This is a genomic window from Streptomyces sp. DH12 (genome assembly GCF_020873895.1).
Lineage (GTDB): Bacteria > Actinomycetota > Actinomycetes > Streptomycetales > Streptomycetaceae > Streptomyces.
In genome coordinates, this window is sequence record NZ_JAHWGT010000004.1 from 262,671 (window position 1) to 279,672 (window position 17,002).

17 protein-coding genes are annotated in these 17,002 nt (G+C 73.9%); 5 read left to right on the top strand and 12 right to left on the bottom strand.

Features of this window, described 5'->3' with window-relative positions:
- Positions 1–102: 102 nt before the first annotated feature.
- The 5 genes from rlmB to LPA54_RS05605 all read right to left on the bottom strand — a co-directional run bounded on the left by rlmB (position 103) and on the right by LPA54_RS05605 (position 4,792).
- Complete coding sequence (rlmB, locus tag LPA54_RS05585; RefSeq protein WP_228974347.1) at positions 103–1,053, bottom strand: 23S rRNA (guanosine(2251)-2'-O)-methyltransferase RlmB; 951 nt, start codon at positions 1,051–1,053, stop codon at positions 103–105.
- Between the two features lie 84 nt (positions 1,054–1,137).
- On the bottom strand, positions 1,138–2,538 hold the full coding sequence (gene cysS, locus LPA54_RS05590) for a cysteine--tRNA ligase (protein WP_228974349.1): 1,401 nt from the start codon (positions 2,536–2,538) through the stop codon (positions 1,138–1,140).
- A gap of 140 nt (positions 2,539–2,678) precedes the next feature.
- The gene (ispF, locus tag LPA54_RS05595; RefSeq protein WP_228974351.1) at positions 2,679–3,206 is read right to left on the bottom strand and encodes a 2-C-methyl-D-erythritol 2,4-cyclodiphosphate synthase; all 528 of its coding nucleotides are present in this window, start codon (positions 3,204–3,206) and stop codon (positions 2,679–2,681) included.
- Positions 3,196–3,957: a 2-C-methyl-D-erythritol 4-phosphate cytidylyltransferase gene (ispD, locus tag LPA54_RS05600; protein ID WP_228974354.1), complete on the bottom strand. Its 762-nt coding sequence runs from the start codon at positions 3,955–3,957 to the stop codon at positions 3,196–3,198. The genes ispF and ispD overlap by 11 nt, the downstream gene beginning before the upstream one ends.
- Positions 3,958–4,309: 352 nt before the next feature.
- A complete protein-coding gene (locus LPA54_RS05605; RefSeq protein ID WP_003953493.1) occupies positions 4,310–4,792 on the bottom strand; it encodes a CarD family transcriptional regulator in 483 nt (160 codons plus the stop codon).
- Between the two features lie 633 nt (positions 4,793–5,425).
- Between LPA54_RS05605 and LPA54_RS05610 the strand changes: the two genes are divergently transcribed.
- Complete coding sequence (locus tag LPA54_RS05610; RefSeq protein ID WP_228974355.1) at positions 5,426–6,097, top strand: DUF461 domain-containing protein; 672 nt, start codon at positions 5,426–5,428, stop codon at positions 6,095–6,097.
- 228 nt (positions 6,098–6,325) lie between these two features.
- Here LPA54_RS05610 and LPA54_RS05615 read toward each other — a convergent pair whose 3' ends face one another.
- Entirely contained in the window at positions 6,326–7,006 is a 681-nt protein-coding gene (locus tag LPA54_RS05615; protein WP_228974358.1) for a response regulator transcription factor, read from the bottom strand.
- Complete coding sequence (locus tag LPA54_RS05620; protein ID WP_228974359.1) at positions 7,003–8,232, bottom strand: cell wall metabolism sensor histidine kinase WalK; 1,230 nt, start codon at positions 8,230–8,232, stop codon at positions 7,003–7,005. Before LPA54_RS05620 ends, LPA54_RS05615 begins: the two co-directional genes overlap by 4 nt.
- A 196-nt stretch (positions 8,233–8,428) precedes the next feature.
- On the opposite strand from LPA54_RS05620, the gene phoU reads away from it, so the two are divergent.
- A complete protein-coding gene (phoU, locus tag LPA54_RS05625) occupies positions 8,429–9,112 on the top strand; it encodes a phosphate signaling complex protein PhoU (protein WP_228974361.1) in 684 nt (227 codons plus the stop codon).
- 305 nt (positions 9,113–9,417) lie between these two features.
- Positions 9,418–9,567, top strand: a complete 150-nt coding sequence (locus LPA54_RS05630; RefSeq protein ID WP_198549488.1) for a hypothetical protein — start codon at positions 9,418–9,420, stop codon at positions 9,565–9,567.
- Positions 9,568–9,656: 89 nt separating this feature from the next.
- Here LPA54_RS05630 and LPA54_RS05635 read toward each other — a convergent pair whose 3' ends face one another.
- Both LPA54_RS05635 and LPA54_RS05640 read right to left on the bottom strand, forming a co-directional pair.
- Complete coding sequence (locus LPA54_RS05635) at positions 9,657–10,397, bottom strand: histone deacetylase (protein WP_228974402.1); 741 nt, start codon at positions 10,395–10,397, stop codon at positions 9,657–9,659.
- Positions 10,398–10,640: 243 nt separating this feature from the next.
- Positions 10,641–11,558 carry a LysR family transcriptional regulator gene (locus LPA54_RS05640; protein ID WP_228974362.1) on the bottom strand — a complete coding sequence of 306 codons (918 nt, stop codon included), beginning with the start codon at positions 11,556–11,558 and terminating at the stop codon, positions 10,641–10,643.
- A gap of 219 nt (positions 11,559–11,777) precedes the next feature.
- On the opposite strand from LPA54_RS05640, the gene LPA54_RS05645 reads away from it, so the two are divergent.
- Complete coding sequence (locus tag LPA54_RS05645) at positions 11,778–12,212, top strand: hypothetical protein (protein ID WP_228974364.1); 435 nt, start codon at positions 11,778–11,780, stop codon at positions 12,210–12,212.
- Between the two features lie 119 nt (positions 12,213–12,331).
- On the opposite strand, the gene LPA54_RS05650 is transcribed toward LPA54_RS05645, so the two are convergent.
- Positions 12,332–13,093, bottom strand: coding sequence for a phosphoglyceromutase (locus tag LPA54_RS05650; RefSeq protein ID WP_228974368.1), 762 nt, complete (start codon positions 13,091–13,093; stop codon positions 12,332–12,334).
- 117 nt (positions 13,094–13,210) lie between these two features.
- On the opposite strand from LPA54_RS05650, the gene LPA54_RS05655 reads away from it, so the two are divergent.
- Complete coding sequence (locus LPA54_RS05655; RefSeq protein WP_228974370.1) at positions 13,211–14,728, top strand: MFS transporter; 1,518 nt, start codon at positions 13,211–13,213, stop codon at positions 14,726–14,728.
- Between the two features lie 234 nt (positions 14,729–14,962).
- On the opposite strand, the gene LPA54_RS05660 is transcribed toward LPA54_RS05655, so the two are convergent.
- Positions 14,963–15,451: a YbjN domain-containing protein gene (locus tag LPA54_RS05660; protein ID WP_228974372.1), complete on the bottom strand. Its 489-nt coding sequence runs from the start codon at positions 15,449–15,451 to the stop codon at positions 14,963–14,965.
- Positions 15,444–16,805 carry a D-inositol-3-phosphate glycosyltransferase gene (mshA, locus tag LPA54_RS05665; RefSeq protein ID WP_228974374.1) on the bottom strand — a complete coding sequence of 454 codons (1,362 nt, stop codon included), beginning with the start codon at positions 16,803–16,805 and terminating at the stop codon, positions 15,444–15,446. The genes LPA54_RS05660 and mshA overlap by 8 nt, the downstream gene beginning before the upstream one ends.
- Positions 16,806–17,002: the final 197 nt, after the last annotated feature.

Here is a 17,002-nt window from a genome sequence, read left to right on the forward strand (position 1 = left end):
CCCTGAATGTCCGAGACCCGTCAAGATCATGACGGGTCCCGGGACGGTGGTGACGAGAGATGCGGACGGGTCGGGCGCGACGGCGCGCCTGACCCGGACGGCTCAGGCGCGGCGGCGCGCCGCCTCGTACAGCACGACACCCGCGGCGACGCCGGCGTTCAGCGACTCGGCGCCACCCGGCATGGCGATGCGCACCAGGACGTCGCAGGTCTCGCCGACGAGCCGGGACAGGCCCTTGCCCTCGCTGCCGACGACGATGACGACCGGGCCCTCCAGCGCCGCCAGGTCGCCGACCTCGGTCTCGCCCTCGGCGGCGAGGCCGACGACGGTGAGCCCGGCCTTCTGGTACGCCTCCAGGGCACGCGTCAGGTTGGTGGCGCGGGCGACCGGGGTGCGGGCGGCGGTGCCGGCGGAGGTCTTCCACGCGCCGGCCGTCATGCCCGCGGCGCGCCGCTCCGGCACGACGACGCCGTGGCCGCCGAACGCCGACACGGAGCGGACGATCGCGCCGAGGTTGCGCGGGTCGGTGACGCCGTCGAGGGCGACGATCAGCGGGTCCTCGCCCTCGTCGAAGGCGGCCGCGGCCAGGTCCTCGGGGTGGGCGTACTCGTACGGCGGGACCTGGAGGACGAGGCCCTGGTGGTTCAGGCCGTTGGTCATCCGGTCCAGCTCGGCGCGCGGGGCCTCCATGAGGTTGATCCCGCCGCGGTCGGCCGCGAGCTTCAGCGCGTCGCGCACCCGCTCGTCGTTGTCGATGAACTGCTGGACGTACAGCGTCGTCGCCGGCACGCCGTCGCGCAGCGCCTCGAAGACGGGGTTGCGGCCGACGACCATCTCCGACTGGCCCTTGCCGCCGCGCCGGGCGACCGGGCGGCGCTGGGACTGGCGGGCCTTGGCGTTGGCGACGCGGTTCTTCACGTGCCCCTTGCGGGCGGACGCGGGCGGCGTGGGGCCCTTGCCCTCCAGGCCCCGGCGCCGCTGGCCACCGCTGCCGACCGTCGCGCCCTTCTTGTTGCTGGTGCGGCGGTTCCTGCGCTGGCTGTTCCCGGCCATGACCTACCTGTCTCCGTCAAACTTCACAAGTCGTACTACGTCAGTGTGCCGCCCGGCCGGGCCGGGCGGCACGTCCAGAGTGCGTCAGCGGGCGCCGAGCGTCCAGCGCGGGCCGTCCGGACCGTCCTCGACGACCAGTCCCGACTGGGCGAGCAGGTCGCGCAGCGCGTCGGCCGTCGCCCAGTCCTTGCGGGCGCGGGCGGCCTCCCGCTGGTCCAGGACGACGCGCACGAGGCCGTCGACGACGCCGTGCAGGTCCTGGCCCCCGTCGGACTCGCCGGCCCACTGCGGGTCGAGCGGGTCCAGACCGAGGACGCCCAGCATGGCGCGGACCTCGGCGAGCCGGGCGACGGCGGCGTCCTTGTCGTCGGCGGCGAGCGCGCTGTTGCCCTGCCGCACGGTGGTGTGGACGATCGCCAGCGCCTGCGGCACGCCCAGGTCGTCGTCCATCGCCTCGGCGAAGGCCGGCGGGACCTCGGCGGCCGGCTCGACGACCCGGCCGGCCTTCTCCACGACGCGCTGCACGAAGCCCTCGATGCGGGCGTACGCGGAGTCCGCCTCGCGCAGGGCCTCCTCGCTGTACTCGATCATCGAGCGGTAGTGCGGGGTGCCGAGGTAGTAGCGCAGGACGACGGGGCGCCACTGCTTGACCATCTCGCTGACGAGCACCGAGTTGCCCAGCGACTTGGACATCTTCTCGCCGCTCATGGTGACCCAGGCGTTGTGCACCCAGTAGCGCGCGAACTCGTCGCCGTACGCCTTGGCCTGCGCGATCTCGTTCTCGTGGTGCGGGAAGACCAGGTCGAGCCCGCCGCCGTGGATGTCGAACGCCGTGCCCAGGTACTTGTGGGCCATCGCCGAGCACTCCAGGTGCCAGCCGGGGCGACCGCGCCCCCAGGGGGTCTCCCAGCTGGGCTCGCCGGGCTTGGCGGCCTTCCACATGGCGAAGTCCCGCGGGTCGCGCTTGCCGGTCTCGCCCTCGCCGGAGGGCTGGCGCAGCTCGTCCAGGTCCTGCCGGGACAGCTCCAGGTACCCGGGGAACGACCGCACGTCGAAGTAGACGTTGCCGTGCGCCTCGTAGGCGTGGCCCCGCTCGACGAGGCCGCGCATCATCTCGACCATCTCGGTGACATGGCCGGTGGCGCGGGGCTCGTAGGTCGGCGGGAGGCAGCCGAGGGCCCGGTACCCGTCGTTGAACGCGCGCTCGTTCTCGTATCCGATCGCCCACCACGGGCGGCCCTGGTCGGCCGCCTTGGCGATGATCTTGTCGTCGATGTCGGTGACGTTGCGGACGAACGTCACGTCGTAGCCCCGGTAGGCGAACCAGCGGCGCATGATGTCGAAGTTCAGCCCGGACCTGATGTGCCCGATGTGGGGAGCAGCCTGCACGGTGGCGCCACAGAGGTAGATCGAGACGCAGCCCGGCGCGAGCGGGGTGAAGTCGCGGATCTGCCGGGCGCTGGTGTCGTACAGCCGAATAGTCACGGGTCCAGAGTAGTGGCCGCCCGCCACTGCCCCGCGCCGGTCCGCCCGGCCCCGCCGCGGCCACCGCGCCCCCGCGGCGGCCGGGGGCCGCGCGGCGGCCCGGGGGCGCCTCCGCCGGGGAGGCACCTGGCGGCCGGGCGTCAGGGGGCGCGGTAGACGAGGGCCGTGGCGATCGCGGCCAGTCCCTCCGCGCGGCCGGTCAGGCCGAGGCCGTCCGTCGTCGTGCCGGAGACCGAGACCGGCGCGCCCACGGCCGCGCTCAGCGCCGCGCGGGCCTCCTCCCGCCGCTTGCCGATCTTGGGCCGGACGCCGATCACCTGCACGGCGACGTTGCCGATGCCGTACCCCTCCGCGCGGACGATGCGGGCGGCCTCCGCGAGGAGGGTCACGCCGGACGCGCCGGACCACTCGGGGCGGTCGGTGCCGAAGTGGGCGCCGAGGTCGCCGAGCCCGGCGGCGGAGAACAGGGCGTCGCACGCGGCGTGCGCGGCGACGTCGCCGTCGGAGTGGCCGGCCAGGCCGAACTCCTCACCCTCCCACAGCAGGCCCGCGCACCACAGCTCGCGACCGCGCTCGAAGGCGTGCACGTCGGTGCCGACACCGACGAGCGGCAGCACGGGCGGGACCGCGTGCCGGGCAGGGGGCCCGGCGGGGTGCTCAGAAGCCATCGTTGACCCTCCTGCGGGCGAGGACCGCCTCGGCCAGGACCAGGTCGAGGGGCCGGGTGACCTTGAACGCCTCCTCGTGGCCGGGCACGGCCACGACCGGGACGCCGAGCCGCTCCACCATGCCGGCGTCGTCGGTGACCTCACCGGTCACCTCGGCGTGCGCGCGCAGCAGCGTCCCGCGGTGGAAGCCCTGCGGCGTCTGCACCGCACGGAGCCGGGACCGCGCGGGCGTGCCGAGCACCGGCTCGGGCGCGCCGCCCCCACGCGGCTCGACCTCCTTGACGGTGTCGGCGAGCGGTACGGCGGGGACGACGGCGGGCGCTCCCCCGTCGCGGACGGCCTCGATGACCGCGTCGACGGTGTCGACCGGGACGAGCGGCCGGGCGGCGTCGTGGACCAGGACGGTGGTGACCGTCCCGGGCAGCGCCTCCAGACCCAGCCGCACGGACTCCTGGCGGGTGGCACCGCCGGCGACGACGACCACCTCGGTCCGCTCGGGCGCCGGGTACTCGTCGAGGAGGGTCCGCACGCCCGCGACGTCGTCCGGGGGCGCCACGACGACGACCAGGGAGACGGCGCGCGAGGCGGACATGGCGCGCACCGCGTGGACCAGCATGGGGATGCCGCCCAGCGTGCGGAGCGCCTTGGGGGCCCCGGGGCCCAGCCGTACGCCTCGGCCGGCGGCGGGGATGACCGCCGCGGTGCCGCCCGCGCCGGCGGCCTGGGGGGAGGGAGGTGCTGCGTCTGACATCGGTTGCACTCCGGCAGGTTTGTTCACTCGGCCGACATGGGTATGGCCACAGCGCGGGCGAGACGCCCCGACCGGACCCTTCCGTGACGCCGGTCGAGAGCGGGTCGCCCCGGCCCGTCGTCAGCCCGGGCCCGGTCCGCGTGCGGACATGCCGCAGCGCCCGGCGACGCTACTGTGGACTCACAGCATGTCATCGGGCACCGCGGCAGTGATCACTGCGTTCGGCGTTCACATGTGAGGCGTACCGCACAGGTGGCGAACCGCGTGCGCGGCGATCCGCTCGTGGCACTCGGCGCTCAGGGCCCGTGGCGGTCTCCCGCTCCGGGACTCCGTCCGGTCCGAGGGCTCGACGTCAGGACGCGAGGACCTCGTCGAGCAGCGCCTCGGCCTTGTCCTCGTTGGTGTTCTCCGCGAGCGCGAGCTCGCTGACCAGGATCTGGCGCGCCTTCGCGAGCATCCGCTTCTCTCCGGCCGAGAGACCCCGCTCGCGCTCACGGCGCCACAGGTCGCGCACCACTTCGGCGACCTTGATGACGTCGCCCGACGCGAGCTTCTCGAGATTTGCCTTGTAGCGACGGGACCAGTTGGTCGGCTCTTCGGCGTACGGTGCGCGCAGCACCTCGAAGACCCGGTCCAGCCCGTCCTGGCCGACCACGTCGCGCACGCCGACGAACTCCGCGTTGTCCGCCGGTACGCGTACCGTCAAGTCACCCTGGGCGACCTTGAGCACCAAGTAGGTCTTGTCCACGCCTTTGATCTGACGAGTTTCGATGGCCTCGATCAGCGCGGCCCCGTGATGGGGATAGACCACGGTGTCGCCAACCTTGAACGTCATGTGACAGGTACCCCTTCCGTGGCTATCCAGGGTAACACGAGAACGGCTTCTTCTGAATGGCGTTTTCGCAGGTCAGGGCATATCTCGGGGCTTGACAACAGCGACGCGAACGTGCTGCGGAGGGCTTCGCGGGGGTGGTATTCGCAGGTCGGAGCGGCTGTGGACACGGTCGGAAACGACTTCGCCACACCCTCCGGGAGGGGGGTCGGATGGGTGAAACGTCCCGGTTTGTCGGGTTCGGCGGTGTCCACTTCCCGTACTCCGTTCGGTTGTCGGTCACTCGCACGGGGGCGTGCCCGGGAGATTCCCGAATTGATCACGGTGGCTTTTCCGGGGGGAATGCGTGAGGGCCGGGGAATTGATCACGACGGTTATGTGAACGCCGCGCGAGAAGACCGGCGGGCCGGGCGCGGCGCGGCCCGGCGCGGCGGCCCGGCCGCCGCGGGCCGGGGCGGGCCGCAGGTGGATGGGCCCGCAGGGGCGGGTCGGGTGTGGGACGTCGACGCGGGGTCGGTAACCTGAGCCCGCCGACTGCCCCTCAGGTCCGGTCCCGCCGGACCGGCGCAGGGACGGTCGCACCGTTCCACCGACCGTGCCCGTCCTCCGTCCGTACGTCTAGGAGTTGCCGCCGCCGTGAGCCGCAGCCTTCGACGCGGCGCCATCGCCGCCACCGCCCTCGTGATCTCGATCGCCTCGCTCACCGCTTGCGGTGCGGGCAACGACGCGCAGACCCTCGGCATCAAGCCGGACACCGCCGGCGCCACCGTCGGCAAGCTCAAGGTCCAGAACACCCTGGTGATCACCCAGCCGAAGGCCAACGCCGAGGGCCCCGCGGTCGTCTCCGCGACGGTCTTCAACGACGGCCCGAAGGCGGAGACGCTGGAGTCCGTCAAGGTGGGCTCGGTGCAGGCCGAGCTGAAGCCCTCCAAGGGCTCCGGCCCGCTCACCATCCCCGCGGGCGCCTCCCTCGTCCTCGGCGGCGCCGGCAACGCCACCGCGGAGCTCCCGAAGGGCGCGGGCGAGGCGAAGGACGGCGACGTCCAGGACGTCGTCTTCCAGTTCAGCGAGAGCGGCGAGGTGAAGCTGAAAGCCATCGTCGTCCCGGCCACCGGCTACTACGCCGGGTTCGGCCCCTCCGGCGCCCCGGCCCCGTCCGGCTCGCCCTCCGGCTCCCCCTCGGGCAGCCCGTCCGGTTCGCCGTCGGGTGCCGCGTCCGTCTCGCCGTCGGCGACGCCGTCCGGCAACGTGACCCCGTCCGCCCCGGCGGCCGGCGCGTCGCACGCCGAGGGCGGCGACGGCCACTGACGCCGCCCGCCCGGCGCCGCCGCCTCCCGGCGCGGCGCCGGCGCGTACGGCCGTAGGGGGCCCGGTACCGCCCGGCGGCCCGTTACGACCCCGCGCACGGCTCCGCACCGGCCGCGCGCACGGCCCCGTACGGCTCGCAGGAGTGACGCGAAGGGCGCCCCGCCGGTCTCACCGGTGGGGCGCCCTTCGCGCGTGTCCGCCCGGGCGCGCGGCCCGTCACGCGGCGGCCTACGGCTCGAACTTGTAGCCCAGGCCGCGGACCGTCACCAGGTAGCGCGGTGCGCCCGGGTCCGGCTCGATCTTGGCGCGCAGCCGCTTCACGTGGACGTCGAGGGTCTTGGTGTCCCCCACGTAGTCCGCGCCCCACACCCGGTCGATGAGCTGCATGCGGGTGAGGACGCGGCCCGCGTTGCGCAGCAGCATCTCCAGCAGGTCGAACTCCTTCAGCGGCAGGTCGACCTTGGCGCCGTCCACCGTGACGACGTGGCGGTCGACGTCCATCCGCACCGGGCCGGCCTCCAGGGCCGCCGGCGTGGTCTCCTCCGGCTCGCCGCGGCGACGCAGCACCGCCCGGATGCGGGCGACGAGCTCGCGGGAGGAGAACGGCTTGGTGACGTAGTCGTCGGCCCCTATCTCCAGGCCGACGACCTTGTCGATCTCGCTGTCCTTCGCGGTGACCATGATGACCGGCACGTTGGAGCGGCCGCGCAGCTGGCGGCAGACCTCGGTGCCCGGCAGCCCGGGCAGCATCAGGTCGAGCAGGACGAGGTCCGCGCCGTTGCGCTCGAACTCCTCCAGCCCCTCCGGCCCGGTGGTCGCGACCGCGACCTCGAATCCTTCCTTGCGGAGCATGTAGGACAGGACGTCGCTGAAGGACTCCTCGTCCTCGACGACAAGAACTCGGGTCACGGATGGACCTCCGGGGCGGTGAGCGGATCGCTGGTGGTGGGGGTACGGCGGTCGCCGTCGCTGACGCGGTCACGGCGCGCGGCCGCCTCGGGGAGGCGGAGCGTGAAGGTGGAGCCCTGTCCCTCGGTCGACCATACGGTGACCTCGCCGCCGTGCGACGCGGCCACGTGCTTGACGATGGCCAGGCCGAGACCGGTACCGCCGGTGGCGCGGGAGCGGGCGGGGTCGACGCGGTAGAAGCGCTCGAAGATGCGCTCCTTGTCCTTGTCGGGGATGCCGATGCCCTGGTCGGTGACGGCTATCTCGATGAGGTCGCCGCCGGGTGCGGTGACCCGGCGGGCGGCTATGCCGACGCGGGTGTGGGCGGGGGAGTAGTTGACGGCGTTCTCGACGAGGTTGCCCAGGGCGGCGGCGAGCTGGCCGCGGTGGCCCCAGACGCGCAGGTCGGTGGTGCCGCCGGCGGCCATGGTGATGTTCTTGGTGGTGGCGGTGTGCCGGGAGCGGTCCACGGCCTCGGCGACCAGCTCGTCGACCCGTACCGATTCGGCGTCGTCCAGCGGGTGGTCGTTCTGCACCCGGGACAGGTCGATGAGCTCCTGCACGAGGTTGGTGAGGCGGGTCGCCTCGATCTGCATGCGGCCGGCGAAGCGGGTCACCGCCTCCGGGTCGTCGGCGGCGTCCATGACGGCCTCCGAGAGGAGCGACAGGGCACCGACGGGCGTCTTCAGCTCGTGGCTGACGTTGGCGACGAAGTCGCGCCGCACCGCCTCTATGCGGCGGGCCTCCGTCAGGTCCTCGACGAGCAGGAGCACCAGCCGCGAGCCGAGCGGCGCGACGCGCGCCGAGACCGCGAGGGCCTCGCCGCGGCCGGTGCCGCGCCGGGGGAGGTCCAGTTCCACCTGGCGTATCTCGCCGTCCCGGCGGGTGTCGCGCGCCATCTGCAACATGGCCTCGACCGCCAGCTTGCCGCCCCGGACGAGTCCGAGCGCGTACGCCGCCGAGCTGGCCTTCACCACGGAGTCGCTCTCGTCGAGGACCACGGCGGAGGACCGCAGCACGGACAGGACCGTGTCGACCCCGGGCGGCAGCACGGCGTCGGTGTGCAGGGAGGACCGGCTGGGCCTCGCCTGGTCGCGCTCGCTCCACCGGAACGCGAGCATGGCGATGACACCGGTGAGCAACCCGGCGATCGCTGCCGCTGCGGCGACCGCCGCGTTCACGTCCATGCATCCAGGTTAGGCATGGTCACGGGCCCTCTCCCAGCCGTCCGGGTGGCTGCTCGAACAGTCGTCGCTCAGAGTTCACCGAGGGGACGGTGCCGGTTCACTTGTGGTGGAGGCCCTCGACTTCTGGCCACCCGAGCGTGGGAGCGTGGGGTCCGAGCCCCACCCGGACCCCGAGCGTAGTGAGAGAGGGACATCCATGCGGGACGCGTACCACGAGGAACTGGACTCGATCGGCGAGGGGCTGGTCGAGATGGCCCGGCTGGTCGGGTCGGCGATCGGGCGTGCCACGACGGCCATGCTCGACGCCGACCTGAAGCTGGCCGAGGCGGTCATCGCCGGCGACCAGAAGGTCGACGACCTGCAGCACGACCTGGAGGCCCGCGCGATAGCACTGCTCGCCCGGCAGCAGCCCGTGGCGACGGACCTGCGGATCGTCGTGACGTCGCTGCGGATGAGCGCCGACCTGGAGCGCTCCGGCGACCTGGCGCAGCACGTGGCGAAGCTCGCGCGGCTGCGCTTCCCGGCCCGCGCGGTCCCGGGCGACCTGCACGCGACGATCCTGGAGATGGGCCAGCTCGCGCAGCGCCTCATGGCCAAGGCGGCGGAGGTGATCATCACGAAGGACGTCGACCTGGCGCTCCAGCTGGAGCAGGACGACGACGAGATGGACCTGCTGCACCGCACGCTCTTCCAGCACCTGATGGACGACCGGTGGAAGCACGGCATCGAGACGGCCGTCGACGTGACGCTGCTGGGCCGGTACTACGAGCGGTTCGCCGACCACGCGGTGTCCGTGGCGAAGCGCGTGGTGTACCTGGTGACGGGCGAGCACGCCGACGAGCTCCAGCACCCGGCCGAGCCGCCGGTCGAGGGCGCCTGAGCGACGGGGCGCCGGGGCGCCACGGCGTGCCGTCGGGGGCGAGGGCCTGGTGCTCCCGCCCCCGACCGCGTGGGCGGCCCCGCCCCCGTCGGCGTGGGCGGCCCCGCTCCCGTCCGCCTGGATGGTCCGGCCCCGTGGGCGTGGGTGGCCCGCCCCGTCGGCGTGGGTGGCGTACGGGGGCGCCAGGTGGTGCGGTGGGGGCGCGGGCTCGGCCCGGCGCCTCCGTGCGCCGTTGATGCGCCCTCGCCGCGGGGCTTCCAATGGGTGACGAGGCGAACACACGCCCGCCGTTGAGGAGGAACCCCATGGCCGATTCCCCCACGACCCAGCCCCAGCAGGACGCGCCGGACGAGGTGGTGAGCCTGCCCATGCTCGGCGCCTGCGGTTGCGGCTCCGGCTGCAGCTGCGGCTGCCAGTCGGGCGGACCCTGCTCGTGCAGTGGCAGCTGCGGCTAGCCCGGCACCGCACCCGCACCACGGGCCCCGCACCGGGAAGACCCCGGCGCGGGGCCCTTGCGCGTGCGCCCGCCTCACTGACCACCGCGTCACCCGCCCCCGCGCCCGCCCCCGTCCTCGCCCCCGTCCCCGCTCTCCGCTCCTCCCGGCCCGCCCTTCCCGCGCCCGACGAGGTCCAGGATCTGCCCGGCCGTCCAGTGCCCCTCCGCGCCGGGCCGGGCCGCGAGGTACCCGGCGACCGTCCGGGGGTCCCAGGCGTCCCCGTCGAGCAGGCCGCGCGCCACGCACCGCAGGTACGCGGCGGACGGCGGGTTCGGCGGGACGGCGCCCGTCGCCCAGGGGGCCGTGAACGTCAGCAGCGGACGCCCCTCCAGCAGGCCGGCGCACACGAGCGTCTCGTACCGCCCGTCGCCCAGCACGGCCCGCCCGTCGCGGAGCACGCCCGCCAGGTCGAGATCCGGGCACTCCCCCGGCACGCGGTACATCTCCTGGGCCGCCAGGTCCGAGAACTGCCCGCGGGTGATCAGGTACGCCCGCGCCAGCACCGGCCCGCCCGGCGCGACCGGGTCGAGGAACGCCCGACCGCCACTCCACACGGGCGACTCGGTGGCGAAGTACACCGTCCCGGGCACCTCCACGGCCGCGGCGGCCCGCGGCTCCGCCCGGTCCCGGCACCCGGGGTACACCCGCCGCCCGCCCTCGGGCCGCCCGCCCCGCAGGTAGCAGCGCAGCCGCCCCGGGTCGGCGTTGGACCCGTAGGCGAGGTACCAGACGCCGTCGCCACCCGCGCCGACCCCGCCCGCCGGCAGTTGCGGAGCCCTCGCCACCACACCCACACCGCCATGCTGCCACCCGGCACCGGACCGGGCCCCCGGCTCGTACGGCCCGGGCGCGGGTACGCCCCCGCCGGCGCGGTCGTACGGAGGGCGGGGCTCACGTCAGCGGGCCCGGCGCGCGGTCGTCAGCGGTGGCGTTCGGGGCGGCGCTCAGGGGCGGCGTCCAGGGACGGCGGCGCTCACGGGCGGCTTCCCGGGGCGGCGGCGCTCACGGGCGGCTTCCCGGGGCGGCGGCGCTCACGGGCGGCTTCCCGGGGCGGCGCCGTCGATCCGGCGGGGGCCGAGCGCGCGGGCCGTGTCGACGAACGCTTCGACGTGGGGTGCCGCGGCGGAGTCCGGCAGTACCAGCGCCCACTCGGTGAGGGGCGCGTCGTCGATGGGCACGAGCGCCACCCCGGGGTAGCTGTAGTAGCGCGGGACGTGGCCGTTGAGGGGGCAGACGATGCGCCCCGCCGCGACCAGGGCGAGCACCTCGTGGAAGGTCCGCGCCCGCGGCCCGCGGTGGACCGGCCGTCCCCCGGGGGTGCGGTCGGGGCACATGGCCCGGAACCAGTCCGCGGGTACGTCCTCACCCGGGTCGAGGACCGTCCGGTCGGCCAGGTCCTCCAGCGACACGGAACTCCGCGCCGCCAGGGGCGAGTCCTCGGCGACGGCCAGGACCCGGCCCTCCGTCAGCACCACCGGGCCGCGGTGCAAGCGGCTCTCCGGCACGGGCAGCCACATCAGCTGCACGTCCACCTCACCGGTGCGGAGCTTCACGAACGGCTTGCTGAAGTGGAACTCCACGAACTCGACGCCGCACTCGGGGTACCGGGTGCCGTACGCCTCCACGAGCCCGGCCAGTTCGGACGGCAGGGCGCCCATCGCCCCCAGCCGTACCGTCCCGCAGCAGCCGCGCGCCGCCGCGGAGGCGCGGTCCACGGCCGCCCGTATCAGTCCGAAGCCCGGTTCCAGGTCGTCGCGCAGGCACTGCCCCAACCGCGTCAGCGCGACGGTCCGCGTGCTGCGGTCGAACAGGGCACCGCCCAGCCGGCGTTCCTGCTGCCGGATGGACTGGCTGACGCGCGCCTGGGACAGGTGGAGCCGTTCCGCCGTGCGACCGAAGTGCAGTTCCTCGGCGAGGGTCAGGAAGATCTCGATGTCCCGCAGTTCCATGACACCCCCTGATTGATCATCACCGCTTATGAGTGCCGTGCGGAGATCGGCGTTGTTCGGTCGGCCAGCGTAGAGGAGGGTGAATGACGGCCCGGCGCCGCAGGGTGACGACTGCCCCGTCAACCGGCGTGGGCCGTTCACGGCACGTCCGGTCACGGACGGTTCCGCGCCCTCGGGGCCCCCGGGGGCGCGGTGGGACGACAGAGGGGACACCACAACATGCGGTTCACGAAGGTCACGCTCATGGGCGCGGTCGCCGGCCTGCTCGCCTTCACCGCCTCGCCGGCCGTCGCCGACGAGGTGAAGTGGAAGCCCGTGGACACCGACTCCACCTGGCACTGCTCGGACTACTACCACCACAAGGGCTCGAGGAACGTCTTCTTCAAGAGCTGCAACGTCGTCAACGCCTCGAACTACGCGCAGGCCGTCCTGGTCGTGCAGAACAAGGCGAGCGTCACCATCAACATCGAGGGAGAGGTCACCACGAACTTCGGCGGCCACGTGGACTGCGCCCCCTCGCCGCTCGGGGCCGGCGCCACCCGAGGCTGCTACGGCCCCACCAAGTACGTGGGCCCGGCGGCCATCGTCGGCAGCAACGCCCGGCTGAACTTCAACGGCATCGACGAGTGGCTGGACGAAGCGATGGAGCGGTAGGCCGGGACCGGCCGCCCCCTGCCCGCGCCCGCCGTACGCCCGCCCCGTGCGCGGTCCGCCGCGGCGAAAAGGCCCCCACCGGCGGCCGAAGCGCGGGCGGGGGCCTCGTTCGCGGGCGGTTACTTCTTCTTGCCCTGGTTCTTCACGGCCTCGATCGCGGCTGCGGCGGCGGCCGGGTCGAGGTACGTGCCGCCCGGGGTGACCGGGTTGAAGTCGGCGTCCAGTTCGTACGCCAGCGGGATGCCCGTCGGGATGTTGAGGCCAGCGATGTCGGCGTCCGAGATGCCGTCCAGGTGCTTGACCAGGGCGCGCAGGCTGTTGCCGTGGGCGGCGACCAGGACCGTGCGGCCGGCCAGGAGGTCCGGGACGATGCCGTCGTACCAGTACGGCAGCATGCGCTCGACGACGTCCTTCAGGCACTCCGTGCGCGGGCGCAGCTCGCTCGGGATGGTGGCGTAGCGCGCGTCGCGGGCCTGCGAGAACTCGCTGTCGTCGGCGAGGACCGGCGGCGGGGTGTCGTACGAGCGGCGCCACAGCATGAACTGCTCCTCGCCGAACTCGGCGAGCGTCTGCGCCTTGTCCTTGCCCTGGAGGGCGCCGTAGTGGCGCTCGTTCAGCCGCCAGGAGCGGTGGACCGGGATCCAGTGGCGGTCGGCCGCCTCCAAGGCGAGCTGCGCGGTGCGGATCGCGCGCTTCTGCAGGGAGGTGTGCAGCACGTCGGGGAGCAGTCCGGCGTCCTTCAGCAGCTCACCGCCGCGGACCGCCTCCTTCTCGCCCTTCTCGGTGAGGTTGACGTCCACCCAGCCGGTGAACAGGTTCTTCGCGTTCCACTCGCTCTCGCCGTGGCGGAGGAGGATCAGCTTGTACGGTGCGTCGGCCATGCGTACGAGATTAGTGGACGCTCCGACGCTTGACGGTCCGCGTCAATTGAGTGGCCGCGGGGGCGCGTGGACTCGTAAGTTCCGAGAAAGCAGACAGCCACTTACGGGGGAGCTCGCGTGTCCATCGTCCCGCTCATACGTTCAGCACGCGCCACCGTCTCGGGGCTCCCACCCGGGTTCTGGTGGCTGTGGCTGTCGACGCTGGTGAACCGGACGGGCGCGTTCGTCCTGACGTTCCTCTCGCTCTTCCTCACCCAGGAACTGGGCTTCTCCGGCTGGTACGCGGGGCTCGTCGTCGCGCTGCACGGCCTCGGCGGCATCGTCGGCGCCCCGCTCGGCGGCATGCTGAGCGACCGGTGGGGGCGGCGGCCGACGATGGTGACGGGCCACCTGGCGGCCGCCGCGTGCGCCGCGGCCCTCGCCGTGGTGACCAGTGCGTGGGCGGTGGCCGCGGTGGTGCTGGCCATGGGCGTCGCGATGCAGTCGGTACGGCCCGCGATCGGCGCGACCATCGCCGACCAGGTGCCCGAGCACGACAGGCGCCGTGCCTACGCGCTGAACTACTGGGCGCTGAACCTCGGCTTCGCCATCGCCGCGACCGGCGGCGGCGCGGCGCTGGTCTTCGGCTACCGGGCGCTGTTCGTCGCGGAGGCGGTCGCGGTGGTGCTGTGCGCGCTGATCGTCTTCATGCGGCTGCCTGAGACCCGCCCCGAGGCCCCGGTGGGCGAGGACGGCAAGCGCACGGCCGAGCCGCGCCTGACCACACTCGACGTGCTGCGGGACGGTCCGTTCCGGACTCTGGTGCTGCTGAGCCTGCTGGTGTGCACCGTCTTCAGCACCCCCTGGGTCGGCCTGCCGCTGACGATGACCGCGCAGGGGCTGGAGCCGAGCGCGTACGGCGTGGTCATCGCGGTGAACGGCGTGGTGATCGTCGGGTTCCAGCTGCTCGTCAACCGCGTCACCGACAAACGCTCGCCGGTCGCGCTGCTCGTCGTCTCCTCGCTGCTGTTCGCCGCCGGTACCGGCGCGACGGCGTTGGCGGGGTCGGCGGTGGCCTTCGCGGCGACGGTGGTCGTGTGGACGATCGGCGAGATGGTGTACATCCCGGTCAACGCCGCCGCGACGGCCCGCCTCGCCCCGGTGCACGCCCGGGGCCGGTACCAGGGCGTGATGGGCATGGCGTGGGGCGTGGGCGGGTTCGTGGCGCCGGTCCTGGCCGGCTGGATCGCGACCGGCCCGGGTCCGGCCGCGCTGTGGATCGGCTGCGCGGTCGTCGCACTGATCGCCGCCGTCGGCTACGGGACGCTGCTGCGGCGGGCGCTGGGCTCGGACGATCCGGAGCACGGCGTGGTGGCGGGGGGTACCGGGGTGGCTGGGCCTGGGGACGCGGTCGGGTCCGCGGGGGCGGCTGGGACCGCGGACGCGGTTGGGACCGTGGGGGCGACTGGGACCGTGGGAGCGGCTGGGACCGTGGGGGCTGTCGAGGCCGCCGGGGCTTCCGGGGCTGCCGCGCCTGGCGGGGCCGGTAGGCCGGGGGACGGGGCGCCGGGGGACGGCGGGCGGGCGGCTGACGCGGCCGCGGTGGTGCGCGTTCCGGCGCAGAAGACGGTGGTGGAGCGTACCGGCGCCGTGTGAGCGCGCGCGGTCGGCCGGTGAGGGTTCCGGGGGCGTACGGACACGGGGGTGCCGTACGCCCCCGGGCGTATGCCCGGGGGCGTACGCCCGGAGGTGTTCGCCCGGGGGTGTTCGCCCAGGGGCGTGTTCGCGTGGGCGGGCCCGACGGCGCGGACGCGGGCGCGGGGGTGGTGGCTCGGGCGCGCCGGGCGGGGGCCTGCGGGTGGTGGCGCGGGCGAGGGGCGGGGCCTGGGGTCAGTCGGACGGCTGGGTGAGGTGGCTGAAGGCGTCGAGGTTGCGGGTGGACTCGCCGCGCGAGACCCGCCACTCGTACTCCTTGCGGATCGCCGACGCGTAGCCCATCTCCAGCAGCGTGTTGAACGAGCCGTCCGCCGCCTCCAGGACCGAGCCCATGAGCCGGTCCAGCTCGTCGGGCGTGACCGCGGAGAGCGGCAGCTTGCCGGTGAGGTAGATGTCGCCGTGGCCGTCGACGGCGTAGCCGACGCCGTACAGCTTGAGGTTGCGCTCCAGCAGCCAGCGGTGGACGCCCGCCTCGTTCTCCTCCGGGTGGCGGATCACGAACGCGTTCAGCGACAGCGAGTGGTTGCCGAGGCGCAGGGACAGCGTGGTGGACAGCTTGTTGGTGCCGGGCAGCGTGACGACGTACGAACCGGGCTCCGGTGACTCCCAGGCCAGGTCGGCGTCGCGCAGTGCGGACTCGATGATCTGCCGTGCGTCAGCCATGGGGCGAGCGTACGCGACGGCGGTGCTCGTGCATCGCAGCCGCGTACACGTCGGCGGTGGCCGACGCGGCCCGGTCCCAGCCGAAGGACCGCGCGTGGTGGGCGGCCGCCTCACCGAGGCGGCCGGTGAGCTCCGGGTCGGCCGCGAACCGGCCCAGTACGCGCGCGTAGTCGCCCGGGTCGTGGCCCTCCACCAGGAAACCCGTCTCGCCGTTCCGGACGGCCACCGGCAGGCCCCCCACAGCGGCGGCCACGACCGGGGTGCCGGTCGCCTGCGCCTCGATGGCGACGAGCCCGAACGACTCGCTGTGCGAGGGCATGACCAGGACGCTCGCCGCGCGGAACCAGTCCGCGAGCCCGGCCTGGGCGACCGGCGGGTGGAAGCGGACGACGTCGGCGATGCCGAGGCGGGCGGCCAGCTTCTGCAGACCCTCGGGCTTGCTGAGGCCGCTGCCGCTGGGCCCGCCGACGACCGGGACGACCATCCGCGCGCGGAGCGACGGCTCCGCCGCCAGGAGCCGGGCGACCGCGTGGAGCAGCACGTCGGGGGCCTTCAGGGGCTGTATGCGGCCCGCGAAGAGCGGTACGAACGCGTCGGCGGGCAGGCCCAGGCGGGCCCGGGCCGCGGCCCGGCCGTCGGCGGGGCGGAACCGGTCGAGGTTGACGCCCGGGTGGACGACGGCGACCCGTTCCGGATCGGCGTCGTAGTGGTGGACCAGTTCGTCGGCCTCGCCGGCCGTGTTGGCGATCAGCCGGTCGGAGGCCCGGACGATCTGCGTCTCGCCGATCACGCGGGCCGCGGGCTCGGGGGTGTCACCCTCGGCGAGCGAGGCGTTCTTGACCTTGGCCATCGTGTGCATCGCGTGCACGAGGGGCGTGCGCCACCGTTCGGCGGCCAGCCAGCCGACGTGGCCGCTGAGCCAGTAGTGGGAGTGGACCAGGTCGTAGTGGCCGGGCCGGTTGCCCGCCCAGGCACGCATGACGCCGTGGGCGAAGGCGCACAGCTGGGCCGGGAGGTCCTCCTTGTTGAGGCCCTCGTAGGGGCCGGCGTCGACGTGCCGTACGAGGACGCCGGGCGCGAGCTCCACGGAAGGCGGCAGTCCGCCGGCCGTGGCGCGGGTGAAGACCTCCACCTCGACGTCGATCGCGGCGAGACGTTTCGCCAGTTCGACGATGTACACGTTCATGCCGCCGGCGTCGCCCGTGCCCGGCTGATGGAGCGGGGAGGTGTGCACGCTCAGCATGGCGACCCGCCGTGGGACGCGGTGCCCGCGCGTGCCGCGGTGGCGGCCCGGCAGGCGGAGCCGGGACGGCGGTACCAGGGTGCCGGCGAGCCGGGACACGTACTGGCTCACGTCGTCGGTCCTTCCGCTCGGGTGTCGCGGCCGGGGCCGGAGCCGGGGCCGGCGGCCCGTGTCTCCGGCCTGGGGGCCGTCCAGCGGGCCGGGAGGGTGGGCGTGGGGGCATGGCGGAGGGGAGGTTGCCTGCTCCTCTCCGTTGGCGCACAACAGTGGAGGGGGCTCTTTCATTTCCCTCTTTGCCAATTCATTAC

Coding starts and splice junctions, on each gene's coding strand:
- rlmB (WP_228974347.1), bottom strand. CDS start 1,053: ATGGCCGGGAACAGCCAGCGCAGGAACCGCCGCACCAGCAACAAGAAG.
- ispF (WP_228974351.1), bottom strand. CDS start 3,206: ATGGCTTCTGAGCACCCCGCCGGGCCCCCTGCCCGGCACGCGGTCCCG.
- ispD (WP_228974354.1), bottom strand. CDS start 3,957: ATGTCAGACGCAGCACCTCCCTCCCCCCAGGCCGCCGGCGCGGGCGGC.
- LPA54_RS05605 (WP_003953493.1), bottom strand. CDS start 4,792: ATGACGTTCAAGGTTGGCGACACCGTGGTCTATCCCCATCACGGGGCC.
- LPA54_RS05620 (WP_228974359.1), bottom strand. CDS start 8,232: ATGGACGTGAACGCGGCGGTCGCCGCAGCGGCAGCGATCGCCGGGTTG.
- phoU (WP_228974361.1), top strand. CDS start 8,429: ATGCGGGACGCGTACCACGAGGAACTGGACTCGATCGGCGAGGGGCTG.
- LPA54_RS05630 (WP_198549488.1), top strand. CDS start 9,418: ATGGCCGATTCCCCCACGACCCAGCCCCAGCAGGACGCGCCGGACGAG.
- LPA54_RS05640 (WP_228974362.1), bottom strand. CDS start 11,558: ATGGAACTGCGGGACATCGAGATCTTCCTGACCCTCGCCGAGGAACTG.
- LPA54_RS05645 (WP_228974364.1), top strand. CDS start 11,778: ATGCGGTTCACGAAGGTCACGCTCATGGGCGCGGTCGCCGGCCTGCTC.
- LPA54_RS05650 (WP_228974368.1), bottom strand. CDS start 13,093: ATGGCCGACGCACCGTACAAGCTGATCCTCCTCCGCCACGGCGAGAGC.
- LPA54_RS05660 (WP_228974372.1), bottom strand. CDS start 15,451: ATGGCTGACGCACGGCAGATCATCGAGTCCGCACTGCGCGACGCCGAC.